Origin of the sequence: Chitinophaga caeni (assembly GCF_002557795.1) — a bacterium.
Taxonomy (GTDB): domain Bacteria; phylum Bacteroidota; class Bacteroidia; order Chitinophagales; family Chitinophagaceae; genus Chitinophaga; species Chitinophaga caeni.
The window spans coordinates 4,630,787-4,651,108 of record NZ_CP023777.1 but is presented as its reverse complement, the minus strand read 5'-3'; the positions used below and the strand labels follow the sequence as shown (position 1 = coordinate 4,651,108).

General features: G+C 42.5%; 12 protein-coding genes. 8 read left to right on the top strand and 4 right to left on the bottom strand.

Annotated elements, in window-relative coordinates; genetic code table 11:
• Nucleotides 1–27 precede the first annotated feature (27 nt).
• The 6 genes from COR50_RS19430 (at nt 28) to COR50_RS19405 (ending at nt 15,316) form a co-directional block, all read left to right on the top strand.
• Complete coding sequence (locus COR50_RS19430) at nt 28–789, top strand: SDR family NAD(P)-dependent oxidoreductase (protein ID WP_098195539.1); 762 nt, start codon at nt 28–30, stop codon at nt 787–789.
• Between the two features lie 157 nt (nt 790–946).
• Nucleotides 947–2,728 carry an exodeoxyribonuclease V subunit alpha gene (recD, locus tag COR50_RS19425; protein WP_098195538.1) on the top strand — a complete coding sequence of 594 codons (1,782 nt, stop codon included), beginning with the start codon at nt 947–949 and terminating at the stop codon, nt 2,726–2,728.
• 16 nt (nt 2,729–2,744) lie between these two features.
• Nucleotides 2,745–5,939 carry an exodeoxyribonuclease V subunit gamma gene (gene recC, locus COR50_RS19420; RefSeq protein ID WP_098195537.1) on the top strand — a complete coding sequence of 1,065 codons (3,195 nt, stop codon included), beginning with the start codon at nt 2,745–2,747 and terminating at the stop codon, nt 5,937–5,939.
• 11 nt (nt 5,940–5,950) lie between these two features.
• Nucleotides 5,951–9,379: an exodeoxyribonuclease V subunit beta gene (recB, locus tag COR50_RS19415; protein ID WP_098195536.1), complete on the top strand. Its 3,429-nt coding sequence runs from the start codon at nt 5,951–5,953 to the stop codon at nt 9,377–9,379.
• A gap of 1,207 nt (nt 9,380–10,586) precedes the next feature.
• Nucleotides 10,587–13,589 (top strand): SusC/RagA family TonB-linked outer membrane protein, encoded by a 3,003-nt coding sequence (locus COR50_RS19410; protein WP_098195535.1) that lies wholly within the window; start codon nt 10,587–10,589, stop codon nt 13,587–13,589.
• A 38-nt stretch (nt 13,590–13,627) separates the two neighbouring features.
• Nucleotides 13,628–15,316, top strand: a complete 1,689-nt coding sequence (locus COR50_RS19405; RefSeq protein WP_198405711.1) for a RagB/SusD family nutrient uptake outer membrane protein — start codon at nt 13,628–13,630, stop codon at nt 15,314–15,316.
• Between the two features lie 90 nt (nt 15,317–15,406).
• Here COR50_RS19405 and COR50_RS19400 read toward each other — a convergent pair whose 3' ends face one another.
• Nucleotides 15,407–15,829, bottom strand: a complete 423-nt coding sequence (locus tag COR50_RS19400; protein ID WP_098195534.1) for a VOC family protein — start codon at nt 15,827–15,829, stop codon at nt 15,407–15,409.
• 291 nt (nt 15,830–16,120) lie between these two features.
• On the opposite strand from COR50_RS19400, the gene COR50_RS19395 reads away from it, so the two are divergent.
• Complete coding sequence (locus COR50_RS19395) at nt 16,121–16,930, top strand: HipA family kinase (RefSeq protein ID WP_098195533.1); 810 nt, start codon at nt 16,121–16,123, stop codon at nt 16,928–16,930.
• Nucleotides 16,908–17,291: a DUF3037 domain-containing protein gene (locus tag COR50_RS19390; protein WP_098195532.1), complete on the top strand. Its 384-nt coding sequence runs from the start codon at nt 16,908–16,910 to the stop codon at nt 17,289–17,291. Before COR50_RS19395 ends, COR50_RS19390 begins: the two co-directional genes overlap by 23 nt.
• A 245-nt stretch (nt 17,292–17,536) precedes the next feature.
• Here COR50_RS19390 and COR50_RS19385 read toward each other — a convergent pair whose 3' ends face one another.
• The 3 genes from COR50_RS19385 to COR50_RS19375 form a co-directional block, all read right to left on the bottom strand.
• Complete coding sequence (locus COR50_RS19385) at nt 17,537–18,328, bottom strand: SDR family oxidoreductase (RefSeq protein ID WP_098195531.1); 792 nt, start codon at nt 18,326–18,328, stop codon at nt 17,537–17,539.
• A 143-nt stretch (nt 18,329–18,471) separates the two neighbouring features.
• Entirely contained in the window at nt 18,472–19,020 is a 549-nt protein-coding gene (locus COR50_RS19380) for a hypothetical protein (RefSeq protein WP_098195530.1), read from the bottom strand.
• 513 nt (nt 19,021–19,533) lie between these two features.
• Nucleotides 19,534–20,274 (bottom strand): SDR family NAD(P)-dependent oxidoreductase, encoded by a 741-nt coding sequence (locus COR50_RS19375; protein WP_098195529.1) that lies wholly within the window; start codon nt 20,272–20,274, stop codon nt 19,534–19,536.
• Between the last annotated feature and the right edge of the window lie 48 nt (nt 20,275–20,322).

Genomic DNA, 20,322 nt, shown 5'->3' with positions numbered 1-20,322 from the left:
TGCGATATATAAAAAACATATTTAGCTATGAGTAAACAAAAGATTGCCCTGGTTACCGGTGGTAGCCGCGGTTTAGGAAAAGATATGGTAATGAGCTTGGCCAAAGACGGACATGACATCATCTTTACATATCACAGTAATGAAAAAGCAGCAAAAGAAGTCCAAGCTGCCGTACACGACCTGGGACAAAAAGCTGTGATCTTGCAACTCGATGTTGCGGATATCAAGAGTTTCCTCTCTTTTAAAACGCAAGTTTCCGAAGCTTTAAGCAAGTATTGGGATGCCATGGAGTTTCACTCCCTTGTCAATAATGCCGGTGTCGGCATACATGCTTCCTTTGCTGAAACAACGGAAGAACAATTCGATACCTTGGTTAACATCCACCTGAAAAGCACATTTTTCTTAACCCAGGCCTTGTTGAGCCTGGTTGCAGACGGGGGCCATATCGTGAATTTATCTTCGGGCTTGGCCAGGTTCTGTATGCCGGGATATGCCGCTTATGGAACAATGAAGGGCGCTGTTGAAACATTGACCAAATACATGGCAAAAGAATTGGGCGCTAGGAAGATCAACGTAAACGTGGTAGCGCCGGGGGCCATCGAAACAGACTTCGGTGGAGGCACGGTGCGCGATAACAAAGATGTAAATGCGTTAATTGCTTCTCAAACAGCATTGGGAAGGGTAGGGTTACCGGAAGATATCGGTCCGGTTGTGGCCTTTTTGTGTAGTGACGCCGCGCATTGGATCAATGCTCAAAGAATTGAAGTATCGGGCGGTGTTGTACTGTAGGGCAAGATGTTCCCCTGCTTTCCGCCGCGCATATCAATAAATATATACGGAACTTTTTACGATTGGGGTATATTTTTAGGGAGGTAGTGACCTGGTCCCAACAAATCACACCCGCGGAAAATTTCGTACATTTCGATCTCAAGATCGATTTAAAAATATGCGCCCTTTCGTAACTTTCAATGATGTTCATCAACAGTTTGCAACATATTTTGATCCTGCATCCATACGGCCCTTCGCTTATTTGCTATCAAGGAAATTAAGCGAAGGGCATATTTGCCTAGACCTGGATGATATCTCGTCGATGGAAGCGTACCTCCCCGCGGGATGGACGTTACCCTCCGATATTTATGGAGCCTTACAGAAAATTCCTATCATCGGCTGGGAAGAAAATGCTTACCAGCCTTTTATAGTTGATAAGGGAAAATTGTACTTGCAGAGATATTTCAAATACGAACAACAGGTATATCGCAAGTTAAAGTCGATCATACATCATGAACAACAACTCCGCGCACAGAGAACGCAAGAATTATCGGCCCTGCGCGATTTTATCCGGCAGTTATTCCCTCCCAACAATCCCGTTTTATCTATTGATTGGCAATTAATCGCTGCATTAACAGCCGTACTCAACAATTTTACGATTATCACGGGAGGCCCCGGTACCGGGAAGACTACAACGGTAGCCAAGCTCCTCGCGATACTATATACATTAAACCCGGGGCTGAAAGTGGCCTTGGCTGCTCCCACGGGCAAGGCTGCTGCCCGTATGGCAGAAAGTTTAAGGAAGAATCCCGCTTCGGGATTACCGCGGGTAGCCGAGAAATTTCAAGAACTGGTTCCTTCAACAATCCATCGACTATTAAGATCCATTCACGGTAGCCCGTATTTCAAATATAACGCTGAAAATCCTTTACCATACGATGTGATTATCGTGGATGAATCCTCGATGATCGATGTAGCGCTATTCTCGAAATTACTGGATGCCGTAGGCGCCGGGAGCCGTTTAATTATGCTCGGTGATAAGAATCAATTGGCTTCTGTCGAAGCCGGGAGCATGTTTGGTGATATATGCCAATCCTTACCGGGAATAAACACCTTCGATGATGCTATGAAAGGTTTTTTAGAGCAATTCACGGCAGCCTCCTTGCCGTTAACTGCCGCTACCGGGGATCAAAATTTATTATTCCAGCATATAATTGAATTGCAATTTAGCCATCGATTTAAAGATACGAGCGGAATCGGTCGCTTGAGTAAAGCTATCATAAATAATGATCCGGCAGTTATCGAAGCATTCACTGGGCAAGCTGATCCCGGCGTGCTGTTTGATACCGGTAGTGATAAAAAGATATTTAACGAATTTATCGATGGGTACCGCGGGTTCATCCAAACTCCGGGTATCCACGGCGCGTTAAGTAAGCTCAACCAATTGAGGGTACTAGTAGCCGTGCGGGAAGGCGATCAAGGTCTTTACCAGGTCAATCAGGCAATAGAAGATTATTTGTCGGCTGAAAAATTGCTTCATATTCACCAGGTATTTTACGAAAACAGGCCAATCATGCTTACGAAGAATTATTATGAACACGGTTTATTTAACGGCGATACCGGTATTATCAGGAGTGATGAAGAAGGAACGATGAAGGCTTGGTTCGATGATGGTAATGGTGGCTTGATCTCCGTGTTGCCAGGCTATTTGTCGGATTCGGAAACCGCTTTCGCTATGACGATCCATAAAAGCCAGGGCTCCGAATTTAACAAGGTTTTAGTGCTGGTGCCGGCCAGGGAAGAAACGCCAATACTTACGAGGGAATTACTTTATACGGCTGTTAGCCGCGCCAAACAGCAAGTTGTCTTGCAAGGAAGCATGAAAAATATCTTGATGGCCGCTTCCCGGAAAGTGGAAAGAGCATCGGGCATCGCGCGGAGATTACAAGAAAATAATTAGGCTACGAACATTTATTATGGCATTATATTTAAAAGTATCCAATTCTTTAGAAAATCTTTCCATAGGATTTACACGCAATCTTATGGATGCCAAATCCAATGTATTTCAACCGCATTTCATCGTTACGCAAACCGATGGTATGAACAACTGGTTGAAACAACAATTGGCTGAATACTTGGGAATTGCCGCCAATTGCAAGTTCATGCGCCCGAACGAATTATTATACTTTGTATATAATATATTAGGGGGGCCGTTTACTAGTACATTGTCAAGGCAAAACCTATCCTGGTTAATATATCAATTAATGGGACAGGCGGATTTTAAAGATAAATTCCCGGCTGTAGCAGCGTATTTTCAAGGACAAAAGCACCAGGAAGAATTGATGCGGATGGGCTTGGCCGATAAGCTCTCCGATCTGTTCGATCAATACCAGGTGTACCGCCCGGAGATGATCGAAGATTGGGAAACTAAGGCGGACGAAGGTTTAGAGATGAATGATTGGCAAGCCTGGTTATGGGTGCGCTTGAAAAAGGTTACACAATCCCGTATACCCGGTACTACAACCATCGGTAATTATATACTGGAAAAGCTTTCCCATAGCGTGGAAGATAATAACTTGACAGCCCGCATGCCGGTTGTTCACCTGTTTGGCTTATCAATCATCACCGCTTTCCACGTTAAAATATTACATGAACTGTCCCGGCACATCGATGTGTATTTTCATATCCTCAATCCCGCTCCGGAAGTATTCTGGTTCGAAGATAGGGCCGAGAAACAGTTGGCCCGCTGGCGACAAAAGGGATTGTCGATCCCGGAGTATACCACTACGGGAAACCCGTTATTGACTGGCTGGGGACAATTGATTCAAAATAGCTTTTCCCAATTTTTTACATACGATAGTTTTTTAAATGCCTATGAAGAGATCGGGATTCAAGCGCCTGTATCCGGCAGCTTACTAGGTAAAATACAAGATGATATCTTCAGGGCCGCAACGGCAGACAGGCACCTGTTCTCGGCGGCGGATTTGAAAGATGGTTCATTGGTAGTAAATTCTTGTTACACGGTAGCCAGGGAGGTAGAGGTGCTGTATAATTACCTCGTGCATTTAGTTGACAAGGGAAATGAGCAACTATCACCGAGGGATATCGTGGTAATGGTCAGCGATATAGATACTTACGCTCCATATATCAAGGCCGTGTTTAATAATGCACCTTACAAGTTTCGTTATACGATAGCCGATGAAAGTTATGCTGACAGCGATAATCTTTACAATGCATTACTGGCAATATTATCGATGAACAGGGAAAATTTTACTTCTGAAAAGGTATTGCAGCTGCTCGATTTTAGTTATATCCGTAAACGTTTCGCCATACCGGATCCGCAATCGATACGCCCGGTACTGGAGGCCGCCAACATCAGGTTCGGGATAGAAGGTAGGGAATCTGATGATACGCAATATGTTAGCTGGAAATATGGCATACAAAGAATTATGTACGGTATCTGCATGAGCGGCAGCCTTGAATACGGAACCGGCAGTAAAAGTTTTTATCCACTTGATATCCTGGAAGGGGCTGAAACCCACGAAGTAATACGTTTTTGTCACTTTGCGCAGACATTGATGACCGCCGTGGAGTTACAGGAAGAAAATAAATCCATCCAGGATTGGGTAAGTTATATTGAGCAGCTGATCCAGAACCTTGTTTTCGATGCACAGGATGATATAGATGAAGATTATGCGGAGTTGATGAAACAGTTAACAGAATACAACGCGTTGCATCAACTTGTAACAGAAGCGGTTTCCTTTAACGTCTTTTATCATAGTTTGGAACAGATTTTACAAAATGCAACCCGTTCCGGTTTATTTGTAAACGGCGGTATTACGTTTTGCTCCCTCATCCCGATGAGAAGCATTCCTTTCAAAGTAGTTGCTTTGCTTGGGATGAATTTTGATAAGTTCCCGAGAACCGAAAAATCAACCAGTTTCAACTTGATGGATAAAGAACGGAGGAAGGGGGATCGTAATGTAAAGGAAAATGATAAGCATTTATTTTTAGAAACGGTTTTATCGGCAAAAGCATATCTTTATATCAGCTATATAGGCCGCAATGATAAGGATAATTCCTTGCTACCGCCTTCTCCTTTGTTGGATGAGCTATTGGATTATATCGAGGATAAATGCACCGATCCTAAGCTGGTACGAACTTTATTGGTAACCCAACACCCCCTCCAGGGTTTCAGCCGTAAATATTATCAACAGGACAATAATTTGTATAATTATTTATATAACCAGGATGCTTCCTTCGAAGAATATTTGCTACAGGAACCGCAAAAAGTTGAGATCGATGCCGGCACGATACCGCTTGATGACCTTTGTAATTTCTTTAAGCACCCAGTAAAGGCTTTTTTTAATAAAGTTTTAGGGATTTATTATAATGAAGAAAGCGTTTTACTTGAGGAAACCGAACGTTTCGACCTCGATCAGCTCGATCAATGGCAGCTGAAGAATATCCTGTTGCCGCTGGATGAAGGAGGGATACCGCATTTACAACAAAAGTTGTTGAAAACCGGGAAACTTCCCTTGAAAAATATGGCTACGGTTGCAATAGCAAATGTGGAAGAAGAACTGGCCGAGTCTAAACGTATTTACCGGCAGCTAGTTCAAGATGTGTCACCCGCAACTGTTGATATAGACTTGCAAGTTGGCGAAACGAAAATTACGGGGAGCTTAACGAATATATTTGATAAACAATTAGTATACGTTTGCTGGTCGAAAGGAGAAATGAAATATTTGATCGATGCTTATATAAAGTATTTAGTAGGTATTGCCGCCGGCGAAATATCTTCCTGCGTTTTTCTATCTACGAAGAAGGAGAATACGGTGTATAAGGCTATTAACTTGCAACCGGGGGAAGCGATCATACGTTTACAGCAATTAATTGTTTTATTTAATAGGGGAATGCAACAACCGGTGCCCTTCTTTCCCGGTTGGCGGATTAACCTGAAGAAGTTAAATGAATTGGAACCCGGTTTCGTACAAAAGTGGGCAAAGGACAGCGTTTCGGAAAATGCATTTTCATCAACAGCGGATCCTTATATAAAGAAAGCGGTAAGGATCGGTTATTTTGAACAGGACGGGTTGGATGAGGCATGCATGGAAGTAATACAGGCTACCGCGGTACAGGCGAGCAACATTTTTGACGATACTCTTTAGAATATTGAAACATGTCGAAACCAGTTATATACAAGGAATTTTCTGCAGCAAGGGTTGACTTATCCGGTAGTAATTTAATAGAGGCAAGCGCCGGCACGGGGAAAACTTATTCCATCGCGATTTTAGTATTGAGACTAATCGTGGAAAAAAAGCTTTCTATCAAGGAAATCCTGATGGTTACTTTTACAAATGCAGCCGTAGCGGAACTGCAAGACCGGGTAAGACTGTTTATCCGCCTGGCGTATAAAGCGAGCCAAGGAAAGGAGCCGATCGATGATGGAAATATCGCCTCGATTGTTGAACAAGCAATATACCAGGATACGGGGAAGGCTGTAGAGCAGCGTTTAAGGGATGCTATCTTGTTGCTCGATGAGATGGCCGTGCAAACAATTCATAGTTTTTGCGGGCAAACTTTACGGGAATTTGCATTTGAAACGGACCAGGTTTTCGGTGTAGAGATGTTGCCCAGCATCGATCCTGTTATAGAAAACGAGGTGAATAAATTCTGGAGAACACATATTACGACACTCCCGGTAAACCTTCTTTCCTTTATACGGAAAGTCGATATGAAAAAGAAGTTCTATAGCATAGTGAAAGAGCACCTGGGTGGAAAGCATTATTTTGCCTATAACCATGCTGAACAATATCAACTAAACCCTGGATTAATCGAAAGCTGGCAACGAGAAATGCAGCAATTGCAGGAACAAGATTTGCGGGTTTACGAAGAGCATATCCTGTATGTTGAATCGAATATTGAAACGTGGAAGGAGCCTGTCAGTAAAAATTCGTATGCCAAGAAGAGCTTCTTACCGGTGATGGATGATGTGGGGGCTTTTTATGAGCTGGCTGTTGTGCATTGGCAAAAACAAAGTAAGTATGTATGGAAATTGTTCCCGGAATTGATGGAGATGCTGAATATTAAAAAGGAACAAGAAGATCAGCAGGAGTTACTACGGCAAAAAATTGCCAGGTATTTATATTGCTTGGCAATACAGGAAATTTATGCCGGTGTTCAACAATTTATGGAAATTAATCAATCCCTAAGTTTTGACCAGCAGATAAACAGCTTGCATGAAGCTGTTATGCAAGGTAAAAGCGGCTTGTTAGAGGGATTAAGAAATAAGTATAAAGCTGTATTTATCGATGAATTTCAAGATACCGATAAAGTCCAGTATGAAATTTTTCATAACCTATTTCAAAATCATAGCATACTTTTTTATATCGGGGATCCGAAACAGAGTATTTACGGTTGGAGGAAGGCCGATATATTCACCTATTTCAGCGCGAGGAACGCGGTAGATCATGTATACGGTATGAACCAAAATTTTAGGAGCTCGCGCAATATGATCGAAGCGATGAACCAATTTTTTCAACCGTACGAAGGCTTCGATACCTTTTATTTCGAAGACTCCGGGGATAAAATTGAATATATACCGGTAGAAAGTCCGGATCAAGATTCCAAGGGAACCTTGAATTATGGCGATCAAGCGGTAAAGGCAATGCCGATCATTTATGATAAGACGAAGGAAAGTATACAGGAAAAAGTAGCCGGCTTGGTGTTGCATTTACTTACAGACCCGTCCTTCCATATTTACGTAAAGGGCGATAGGCGTGCAATAAAACCTTCCGATATAGGCATATTGGTTCGTGCTAACGCCGAAGGGAAGGATATTAAGAAGTATTTATCAAGGTATGGCATCCCCTCGGTAACCTTGCAGGAAACGAGAATTTTGCAATCTGACGAAGCTGTAGAATTACTGTACTTGTTGCAAGCGATCGTGCAGCCTAACCAGGCCGCGATCAACAGGGCTTTGCTTTCTAGTTTTACAGGGTTTAATATCAGGCAAATATTGCAATTGCCGCCGGAAATTACATTATCGTATTTCACCAAATATAATGACCTGTGGCAGCAAGATGGTATCTATACCGCGATGATGGAATTTATGAAGGACTTCGATACGAGGCGCACTTTATTAATGAATACCCAGGTTGACGGGGAGCGGGTGATTACCAATTTCATCCAGCTTACAGAGCTGCTGCACCAGGAACAGACCAGGAAGAACTTGTCAATGCTGGACGTAATTGCCTGGCTCCAGAAAGGAATTAGCGGTATGGAAACCGAGGGGGATGAGTATATACAAAGGGTAGAAAGTGATGAGGAAGCCGTTAATATTGTTACTGTACACAAAAGTAAGGGCTTAGAATACAAAATTGTAATCGTGCCCCATCTCGATTTCGGTAAGGGGATGGAAAGGGAATTTGTAAGCCTGCGCGATCCTGTTTCCGGGGATTATATCAGCATTGAAAGTAAACAACTCGGTGAATTAGCTACATCTTTCGAACAGCAGAAAATTCAAGAAGAACGGCGACTTATATACGTGGCTATCACGAGGGCCATTTATGCCTGCTACGTATTCCATAATACGAAAATCGCCAAAGCCGGTGAAAACGAACTTGCCGCAACCTCGCTAGGTCTCTTTATACAAGCACTGGAGAAATTGCCGGAAGGATTAAAACAAGTACAGCTTGGCGCCGAAATCCCTTCAGTAGCGGGACAAATGTACCGTGTGGAACAACGGTTGCCGGCTAAAATACCCAGTGTGGTCGCACATTTTAGCCTCTACCAGGAAAATTGGCGGAAGCTTAGTTATACTTCGCTGGCGGCAAAAAATATGCATTTCCAGGTTGCCAAGCAAAGACCCGGCTTGCAGGATTATGAGCAGTTTATTTTCCATACACTGCGGAAAGGAGCGAAGACAGGGAATTTGCTACACTTTCTTTTCGAAAATATCCGGTTCGATGAATCAAAGCATTGGGCTGAGTACATACAGCAGGCAATTGATCATTATGCGCCCAACCAGCGGGAGGTATATGCCCCGATGTTGGAGCAGTTGCTAAACGAAGTACTGAAAGCTACCATCGAGATAGATGGGTTACAGTTCCAATTGGAACAAGTTCCCCCAGGAAAGAGGTTGATGGAATTAGAGTTTGATTTCCCCGTACCTGCATTTTTCCCGGCAGCATTAAACCAATTTTCCGGGGAAGGTATCCGCGTGGAAGCCCGTCGATTTAATATTTCCGGTAATCAAGGATTGGAAGGAATAATGAATGGAAAGATTGATATGTTTTTCCAGTTCCGGCAAAAATTTTATATCCTTGACTGGAAATCCAACCACCTCGGGTATGATACGGCAGATTATAATAGGGAAGCGATAGCCAAAGCGATGAATGATAATAATTACCATTTACAATACTTGATATATACTGTTGCCGTAAAAAAATATTTGGCCAGCCGCTTGGACGATTTTGATTACGAGCAGCATTTCGGGGGCGTCATTTATTGTTACGTCAGGGGCATGAGGGCCGGTGAAAGTAATGGGGTATTCACCGCGAGACCGCCCTTGGAACAAGTAATCAATTTGGAACGCTTAATCACATAACCCCGGTAAATAAGGAATACCTGATTTAGTTTTATATCATTGTTGTCCGACTAAAATTGCTTTAAATGTACTTGAAATCCTTTCCTATCCCGGGATATAAGGAAGATCTATTCAGCCCCGCCAAGAGAACCGTGGAACTTCGCACTGTTGATAGCGAAGCCATACAGTAGTAGAAAAGCTAGATCGCGCGATCAAATTGGCGGCCGTCATGGCCAATTAGTGTCTTTTTTGGTACCTTTTTTGGGCAAGCAAAGAAGTACAAGAAATGAGCAGGTAGACATTGAATTGAACTTTTGATGGCGATGATAATTTTTTCAGTGAAAATTTAGTCGGACAATAATGGTTTTATATATGTAAAAGATAGTCCCGGTACATTTATATGTTCTGACAAATAAAAGATTTACACATTCTCCAGAAAAAAAACTAATCATGATATAAAAAAATTGAAAAACTATGTATATTGTGTTTAATACGCTTATTCATCATTGATATCAATATCATCGAATGATATAATAGTTATATGATGAGTTATTGCAGTGAGAATTAGTAAATTGATACATGTTCACGTTTGAAAGCTGGTATTTTATCCGCCGAAATCCAGTCTTGTTGTGATGTAATTATGATTAGCCAAAAATTGAAAAACGGTTGTAAATGTTAAACCAATGTCAAGCTGGGATAAGTTATCCGCGTTAAATGATTGCTTATTCCGGCAGTAAAATCACAAAAAATTTTAAAATAAGGTAGCTAAACAAATTGTGCATTGATTCCACGTTGATCAATTCCCGTAACGTTTTACATTCATTATTACCATAAGGGCTTAATTCCCCTCTGGAATATAATGATGGCTTTTAGTATGAACTTATACGGCCGATTTTTAACCATAGATCTTTAAAAATTGTTTGGATCATTTGCAAAAACGATTTAGCAGTTCATTAATGAAAAACAGATGTTTATGAATATGAAGTCCTAGTTTTCAAACATATAGCCAATTTATAAGACTGTAAAGGTAGCAGCATATAGTGACCGGTAGCACTTGAGGGGAGTGGTATGCCAGGTTGTAAAAAAATGCTTCACTGATGTTCATGTTTACAAGCAAGCGAGCTATGCTAATATCTCGCGTAGGGATTTTTTTTGCTTTACTGAAAATAATTGATATGCATATATAATATTCGCTTTACACATCCTTTATCAACCTAAAATAAATGTTATGAAAATTGCATTACAAAATCCAAAGCTTTTAATCGGTTTCTTGCTAAATCGATTTATTGCTAGCATGGCATTGAAGTGCGGGGTACTGCTACTCGCTGCTTTAATGACCGTGAGTGCTGTGCTTGCACAGTCAAAATCGGTTTCCGGTTCCGTGACCGATGAAACAACTGGGGAAAAAATGTTTAATGTCAGCATCCGGATCAAGGGGACTACAACCGGTACGCTAACCAAACAAGATGGGACGTTCAAATTAACGGTTCCCGGAGACGATGCCATCCTGGTTTTCAGTAGCATCGGATACGAATCGCAGGAGATTTCCGTGGCGGGTAAAACAACGCTCGACATCGCGATGAAGACGAATGTAAACAGCTTAAACGATGTAGTGGTAGTAGGTTATGGTACCGTGCAGAAAAGGAACTTGACGAGCGCGGTGGCCACCATATCTAGTAAAGATTTTTTGCAGGGCGGCTATAATAGTCCCATGCAGATGATCGAAGGTAAGGTTGCCGGACTTACTGTTTCGAATCCCGCAGCCGGGGATCCTAACCGTGGAACCGATATCCAGATCCGTGGAGCCTCTTCATTAAATGCCGGGAATGGACCGTTGATTATTATCGATGGAATGCCTGGGGGAGATTTACGGAATATAGCTTTGCAAGACATTGAATCCATCACGGTTTTGAAGGATGCCGCCGCCGCTGCGATTTACGGTTCAAGGGGTGCAAATGGCGTGGTGTTGGTTACTACTAAGCAAGCGAAAGCTGGAAATGTATCTGTAACATATGATAGCTATTTTGAGCATGATGTAGTAGCTAATAAACCGGATATACTTTCCGCTGAAGAATTTCTTGATAAGGGCAGGGATACCGATCGCGGCGCTAGGACGAATTGGTACGATGAACTAATCCGCACCGATAATTTCGGTCAGAACCAATTATTAGCTGTCGGTGGAGGAAATGAAAATTCGATGTTCAGAATCTCCGGTAATTTCCGTACTAAAACGGCTATCGATATTGCTACCGAAAGGAAGGAATACGGCTACCGTGCAAATTTCCGGCAGAAAGCCTTGAAAGGAAAACTGATTTTTTCGGGTAACCTTTCACAGAGAACTGCCAAGGAGGAATATACAAATTATGATGCCTTTAAACAGGCGGTAAAATTGAATCCTACACTCCCGGTAATGGATCCCGATGATCCGACGATGTTCAATACTTTTCAAGGATATGATACATATAATCCCGTGCAGGATTTATTAGCCCGGGAAAATGGCGCTGATCAGAACTATTCCATCATCGATCTCAATGCTAGGCTGAATATTTTGAGCAACCTCAGTACTGAGATTAAATTGGCAAAACAAAGTCGTGAAATGTTGAGAAGGGAATATTATACTTCGAAGTCAGCAGAATCGATCCTCAACAATCGTACTGGCCGTGCCAGGTTGCAAAATGAACGTTGGAACGATTATACCTTGGAATGGATCAATAATTACAACACCCGTATCGATAAGCATGAAATTGATGTGATGGCTGGATATTCATACCAAGAGTTCGTTACACAAGGTTTCTGGGCTGAAAACATGGACTTTCTTTCGGATGCCTTTAGCTATAATAATTTGGAAGCCGGCCAATGGAACCGGGAAGAAGGTCGCCTAGGTATGGATTCATGGAAAAGTAAGGAAAAGCTTATTGCCTTTTTAGGCCGCTTGAATTATAATTTTGACGGTAAATATTTCTTGTCGGCTTCCTTCCGTTACGAAGGAAATACCAAGTTTGGGGTGGATAATAAATGGGGGTTGTTTCCGGCGGTATCAGCTGCTTGGAGAGTCTCAAGTTTACCCTTTTTAGAAGGTAGCAAAACTGTTAATGATTTAAAATTGAGAGCGTCTTACGGTGAAACGGGGCGTTCAGGATTTGCCCGTTATACCTCCCTGGCTCGTTATGGGGGCTATGGAAGATATTTAAATGATGAAGGGGAATGGATTCAAGTATATGGACCAGCCAATAACTATAACCCGAATTTACGTTGGGAAAGAGCGGTATCGTATAATATCGGGGTAGATTTTTCCCTGTTTGATAATAAGTTATCCGGTAATCTGGACTTCTTTGATCGTAGAAGTAATGGTATACTCGATAACTACGATGTTCCGGTGGGGCCGTATTTACATGAACAAATGTTTGTTAACGTTGGAACAACGAGCGCGAAGGGCGTGGAGTTATTACTCAATTGGAATGTTTACAACTCCCGTAATTTCTCATATAGCACTACCATTGCTGCTTCTTATGCCAAATCAAAATTGGTGTCTTGGTCTAATAATGAATTCCAAGGTAATTACCGCTACTTGCAAGATCTTCCATCACCGGGTAATCCTGGTCCCGCATACCGCTTAGATCCGGGTACGGAACTTGGTAGCTTTTATGGTTATAAATATGCCGGTGTTGATGAAGATGGGAAAATCCTTGTATGGAAAGATGGGGTAGTTGGGAAAGAAAAGATCATCGCTTCCAGCGAAGCAAACGGCGATAGGGACAGGACTTATATCGGTCATGGAGCTCCCCGTTACGAATTAGGATGGGGAAATACATTAAGATACAAAAGTTTGGATTTGAACCTGTTCTTCAGGGGAAGGTTTGATTACCAAGTGTTGAACTTGTATCAAATGTATTACGGCTTACAAGCTGAACCCGGTATTAACCTGTTGAAAGATGCGTATACCCGCAATGGACATATCACTTCCGGTAAAGTCATCACGGATTATTTCTTGGAGAATGGTGATTATTTCAGGCTTGATAATCTCACCTTGGGTTGGAATCCCAAGTTTAAAACAGATTTTATTAAGAATGCCCGTATTTACGGTAGTATAAGAAATGTATTCACGGTAACGAAGTTTACCGGGCTTGATCCTACAGCAATTGGCGTCGTAGGTTTAACGCCCGGCTACGGTGCCCTCGATGTTTACCCGGTTACTCGTACTTACACCATCGGTTTACAAGTAACTCTTTAATGCGCATACTTCACATACTTCAATCAAAATGAATGATCATGAATATGAAAAAATTAAGTAGCGTATTGCTACTCCTAATAATTTCCACGGTAAGTTGTACCAACTTAGACGAGGAACCTTTTGATATTCTTCCGGCTGATAAATATTACCAGGATAAAAACTCGGTGATCGCAGCCGTAGTCCGCCCTTACGAACATGGGCATTGGTGCGGTTGGGATGGCGATCGTTGGCTCATCAGTGAACTAACCGCTGATAATTTCGTGTGGACGCAAAAAGGTAAACATGGATATGATGGCGGTGATTGGGTACGCTTACATGGCCATACCTGGACCCCTGATGATGGACATATTAACGGGGGATGGGTTGGTCCATACCAAGGTATCGGTCAATGTAACGTGATTATGCAGGATATTGCCAATTTGGATTATACTAAGATCGGGTTAACGCAGGCCGACCAGGCGCATCATATTGCTGAATTAAGAACTTTGCGCGCTTGGTTCTACCTGTTCTTAATTGATTTTTTCCGCGAGGTTCCTATTATTACAGAACCGCAAAAAATAGAGCCTCAATCGACCCCGCAAGAAGTATTCGCTTACATCGAAACGGAACTGAAAGAATCATTGCCCGATTTACCTAAAAACGGTAAAATCGGAAGGTGGGATCAAGGTGGTGCCGCAGCCCTGTTGGTAAGGTTATACCTGAATGCCGAAGCATGGACAGGAACTCCTAAATATACAGAATGTGCGGCCGTAGCCCAGGATATCATCGATGGTAAATACGGTACTTACGCTCTCGATACAGATTACCGCGGGCCATTCCGCTCAGGTATAAACGGTTACCGCTCCCCTGAAAATATTTTCGAGTTTCCACATGCTAAGAATATTTACGAATTCAGTTGGATGTATAATGCCACGATGCATTACCAGGCCCGTTATTCGCTTGACAATGATTGGGGTTCCTGGAACGGGGTGCATTTAACGCCTTCCCGTGATGAAAATGGCAACTTGTATACCTACAAGTTAGGTATGCCGTACGAGCGATTTAAAACAGGAGATAAGAGGAAGCAACCGTTTAAAACTACTTCCAGCGAAGGCGATTACGAAGGCTTCTTCCTAGTGGGAACACAATACGAGTTTAATAAAGCCCAAGGATATGGCTTCGATAGCTCCAAGGTTGTACTCGGTACCGAAGAATATAATGGCAAACCCTTGGCATATGTTGACCAAGTGGCAAGATTTTCAGAAAAACCCGGTGGCCGTTGGTCGGAAGGGTCGCATGTAATTACCGGTGAAGAAAATTCCGGTGTGCGCTTGCTAAAATTCCCTTGGCTGCCGATGTCTGAAGGATTATTCCAGTTCAACTCTGCTACCGAGATCCGGTTGGCAGAAATATATTATGCTCTAGCGGAATGCAAATACCGCGCTAGTGATAAAACTGCCGCGGCACAACTGCTGGACGATGTTCGCGAACGTAATTTTGAACCGGCTGCTTGGCCTGCTAATAGTTACGAAATGAATATCGCGAACTTGACAGATGATGAATTCGTGATGGAGTTGGGTCGCGAGTTCTTAGGTGAACGTCACCGTAGGACCGATCTTGTTCGTTGGGGCAGGTTTGGGAATGAATGGTGGGATAAACCACAAGATTCGAAAGATCGTTCCGTATTCCCGATCCCGAACAGGGCATTAAATTCAAACCCCCTTTTGAAGCCGAATGGATTTGAGTGATGTGATAAGCAGAATTTTGACTTGTGAAAAGGGCCGGTAATTCTATCGGCCCTAATTTTTTACAGTTTTATACCCTTTATTAAACAGCTATTAAGCACTACGCTTATCGTGACTGATCATCCAGTTTACGCCGAATTTATCCCTGCACATCCCGAAATAGGAACCCCAAAAAGCATCTCCCATCGGCATGATTACAGTGCCTCCTTGCGATAATCCCTTGAAATATTCATCGGCTTGCCCGTTGCTGTCTGTGCTAATGGAAATCGAAAAGTTATTACCGGTTTGCACTTTGTCCATTTCTTTAGGACTATCACTGCCCATCAAAACTGATTGTCCTATAGGTAAAGCCACATGCATGATCTTATCTTTTTCGGATGGGTCGCAAGGATGTTCTGGCGGCATTTCGCTGAAACGCATTAACATGGCAAATTCGCCACCGAATACTGATTTATAAAAATCAAAGGCTTCCATACAATTATCTTGGAAGTTCAAATAAGGATTTAACACGGCCATTGTAAACAGTTTTTAATATGAATAGATGTAGTAAAGTTAAATATTGATCAATATCATCTTGATGGTTGTTCGAGACATTTTAAAGGTGTAAATACGACAAGATTATAACACCCCGCCGGTTCAATTTGTTAGGGGGCGGTAGCTTCCATTTCTTCGCCAAGGAAATATTGATTCTGGCAGGAAAATCATTGCATGAAAGCATTTTGAAGCATAGAATATTATGTATGGATATTTTTTCTTAATTCTCGATTAGCTACATTTGTTAAATAGGTAGTATTAAACCTGCTTAAAATGGATGAAAAGAATCAAAATAAGCCTGTTTCGATCAGGCGCGTAGAAGTAATGCGCTACATCACGCCTTTGCGTGAAGGTGGATCATTGCCCGCCATCATCGAGGCTGATGATGGGTTTCAATACGTGTTGAAGTTCCGCGGAGCTGGACAAGGTGAGAAAGCGCTGATCGCAGAATTGATCGGTGGCGAAATTGCCCGTACACTGGGCTTAAAAGTGCCGGAATTGGTATTTGCAGAGCTGGATGAAGCATTTGGCCGTATAGAGGCTGACCAGGAGATCCAGGATCTGCTTAAGTTTAGCGTTGGCTTGAACTTGGGCTTACATTACCTCTCCGGGGCTATCACCTTTGATCCAGCCGCGTGCCAGGTGGATCCTTTGCTGGCATCCAAAATTGTTTGGTTGGATTGCCTTTTGACGAACGTAGACAGGACCGCCAGGAATACAAATATGTTGATGTGGCACCGGGAATTGTGGTTAATCGATCATGGCGCTTCCTTGTATTTTCATCATACATGGCATAACTGGGAGGAACAAGCAACCCGGCCTTTCATGGCTATCAAGGATCATGTCTTATTAAAAGATGCAAACGAGCTAGGTAAAGTGGATGTTTTGTTCAAAGAAATTTTAACTAGGGAAACTATCGAAAATGTCGTTGATCTTATACCCGGATCTTGGCTAGAAGATCCGTCGATCGATGAAAGCCCGCTTGAGAGAAAACGCGTGTATAAAGAATTTTTAAACAGGAGGATAGCCTCTTCGGAAATATTTGTTAAAGCAGCAGAAAATGCAAGGGAAGCACTTATATGAATACGCGATCATACGTTTGATGCCGCGTGTTGAACGTGGTGAGTTCCTCAATATCGGGGTGATACTTTATTGCAAACCGAAAAAGTTCCTCCGGTTGAAATTCGTGTTGAATGTTGACAGGCTCCGCGTATTCGGGGATGAATTAGATCTAGATGATCTTAGGACATACCTGCAAGCCATAGAACGTATCTGCCAAGGTGATAAAACTGCCGGCCCTATTGCCGGGTTAGATCTCCCGTCAAGGTTCCGGTGGTTGACGGCCACGAGAAGTACTATCTTGCAGACTTCCCGCAGCCATGCCGGGTTTTGTGATGATCCTCAACAAACCATGGAACGCTTATTCGTAGAATATGTATTATAAATCATTGTTGTCCGGCTGAAATTGCGTTAAATTTACTTGGATGCCTTCCCTGGTCAAGGACATAAGCGAAGGATGATCTATTCAGCCCAGCCAATAAAACCGTGGAACTTCGCACTGTTAATAGCGAAGCATACAGTAGTGAAAAGAAATGTGCTGGTGGACATTGAATCAAACTTTTGAGGCGATGATAATTTTTTCATTGAAAATTTTGCCGTACAATAACGTTCGATCTCCATCAATTTAATTTATACCGGTCCATATGTATTAGACTGGCCGCCATCGATAGCTATAACTTGTCCATTCAGGTAGCTGCAATCTTCGCTGAGCAAAAATGCAACTACATTGGCTACTTCTTCCGGACGGCCTAATCGCTTTGTTGGATTAAATTGTGCAAATTCTTTTTCCGCGGCCTCCGGGTTAGCGGGATTTACCTGTTTGAATGAACCGGCTACCATGGGAGTTAGGATAGCGCCGGGGGCAATGGCGTTCGTGATAATGCCTTCTTTACCATATTCCAAGGCAACATTTTTCGTGATACCTGCAACCGCGTGTTTACTGGCTACGTAAGGCGTTTGATGAAGCACACCCCTGATGCCGCCAACGGATGCAACATTTACGATTCTGCCATACTGGTTTTTCTGCATCTCGGGAATAATATAGCGAAGCCCGTAATACACGCCCATCAGGTTAATATCAATCACTTTTTTAAAAACGGAAAGATCGTAAACAGCTGCCTCTGCTTGTTTTCCTTCGATCCCTGCATTATTATAGAACCCATCTATTTTACTGAATTTTTTAACTGTCGCCGCAACATAATTTTTTACAGCGGCTTCGTCAGAAACATCGGCTTCTACGAGCAACAGCTCCGCACCGGGATAATCTTTTTGGATTTCTTCTTTGGCTTGCTCAAGGGCGACCTTGTTATAATCTACCAAGGTTAATTTCGCCCCTTTCGCTGCACACAGCTTCGCGGCCGCTAGACCCAGTCCCATGGCGGCTCCTGTAATGATAATGACCCTGTCTTGCAGTTGTTTCATGGTTAATATTATTTTAGAGTTTGAGATGTTGCTTGAGCAGTTTTTTTATAACAAATCTCTTAGGGAATGGTTGGGAACCGTATTAAAAAAGCCGTCCCTGTTAGGACGGCTTGTCTCGAAGTGTCTATGTCTCTTTATTATTTTTATAATGCCCACTTGACTTTTAAATCATGCGCTTGCGCGTACTTTTTACCTTCGCTTATCAATTGGGCATACAGCTTTTCAAATTTCTTATTATACTGGTTCGCAATTTGTTGAGCGTAAGCAGCTCTTTCATCCGCGGGATATTTTTCATCGCATTGCTTTGCGAAGTTGGTATATTCGTTTTTATAGACAGGGAGTACAAATTCAAATAATTGCTGTGCTGTTTCTATCAAGGCAGTTGTTTCCGTGTCTTTCGGTAATTTTTTTATATCGTTCAATGCTTTCTCAAGTGAAGCTATCTTGGTTTTTACCATGTCGGTTGCTTCTTCCCCGGTCTTAGGTTTGGAATCCACACCGGGATAACTAACGGTATAAGAATAGAGTGTATTTGCATATTGTTCAGAGCCAAAATCCGCTACCAAGTTGGAATTGAGGACTGTTTTTCCGAAGTATACATCCGCTGATGGACGTAGGTTGCATGCTGCCAATAAAGGCAATAAAAAGATAATCAAGGTTTTTCTAAAGCCGGTGTTAAATCGATGTTTCATCGGGTTAATTAAATTTTAGTAATCTAAATCCCCAAGATTCACAAAAAACGTGCCGTCAAGGCCATCTTAGCTTTATAACCGGTGTTTACGAGATCGCAAACTGGGTACAGTAAGTTCCGCGGTTGTAGGCTGGTAACCACAACCGAAGGGTAAAAATTATACAGGTGACTATAAGTTAATGAATCATTATTGTCCGACTAAATTTTAACCTGGGAGCAATTTGATCACTCAATAGTTCGATTCACTGTTCATTTGCTCGTTTTTTGTACACTTTTTTGCTTGCCCAATAAAGCACGAAAAAAGGGCACAAATTGGCCATTACGGCCACCAATTTGATCGTTCGATCTGGCCTTTCTACTACTGTATGGCCAAGCTAGCCTTCGCTATCAACGGTGCGAAGTTCCACGGTTCTCTTGGCGGGGGTGAATATATCATCCTTCGCTTATATCCTTGACCAGGTAAGGAATTCAAGTACCTTTAAAGTATTTTTAGTCGGACAATTATGTTAATGAATTACCAGGGTAGTAATTCCTTATCACGGAAAAATTGGCCGCTCTTATCTCCATCAGGCAGCGTAGCAGCCCACGTAAGACCGGGTAAACTTTCTTCTATAGGTCGGGCGCCCATAGCAACGAATGCTTCGTAAGTAGCTGTAAAGCCAGGGCAGGCTGCATTTACGAGGATGCCATCATCCTTTAAGTCTTTCGCAGCTTTTACAGTTAACCCGTTCATGATCAACTTGGAGAGTGAATAATTTGGGATAGTGGCTTTATCGAAATTAAGTAATCCCATATCCTTATCATGAAAAGCTCCCATCCCGCTTGAAATATTGAGAATTATCCCGCGTTCGCTCTGCTTTAACAGCGGGGTACAATATTTTATCATGGCCCAGGCGCCGATGAAATTGGTATTGATCTCCTGTTGTACAAAATCAAGATCTGTTTTATCAATACCCGTATACTGGATATCCAGTATCGCGGCATTATTGATGAGTAGGTCGAGCTTACCGAAATGAGCTGCTATCCAATCAACGAGGGACTGTATTTGGTCACGATTAGTAACATCCAGTACTTTTGCTTCCACATCCAGTTGCAAGTCTTTAAGTTGGCGGGCCAATGATGCCGAATTTTCTTCTTTACGGGAAGTTATAATAACTTTATAACCGAGGTTTGCAAGATCCTTTGTCATGGCAAATCCTAAACCGGATCCACGGCTAACGCCGGTAACTAGGGCAATTTTCTTTAATTTTGTCATGGTTTATCATATTTAAAACAGGCCAAAGGTAAACCGGTCACAGTGTAT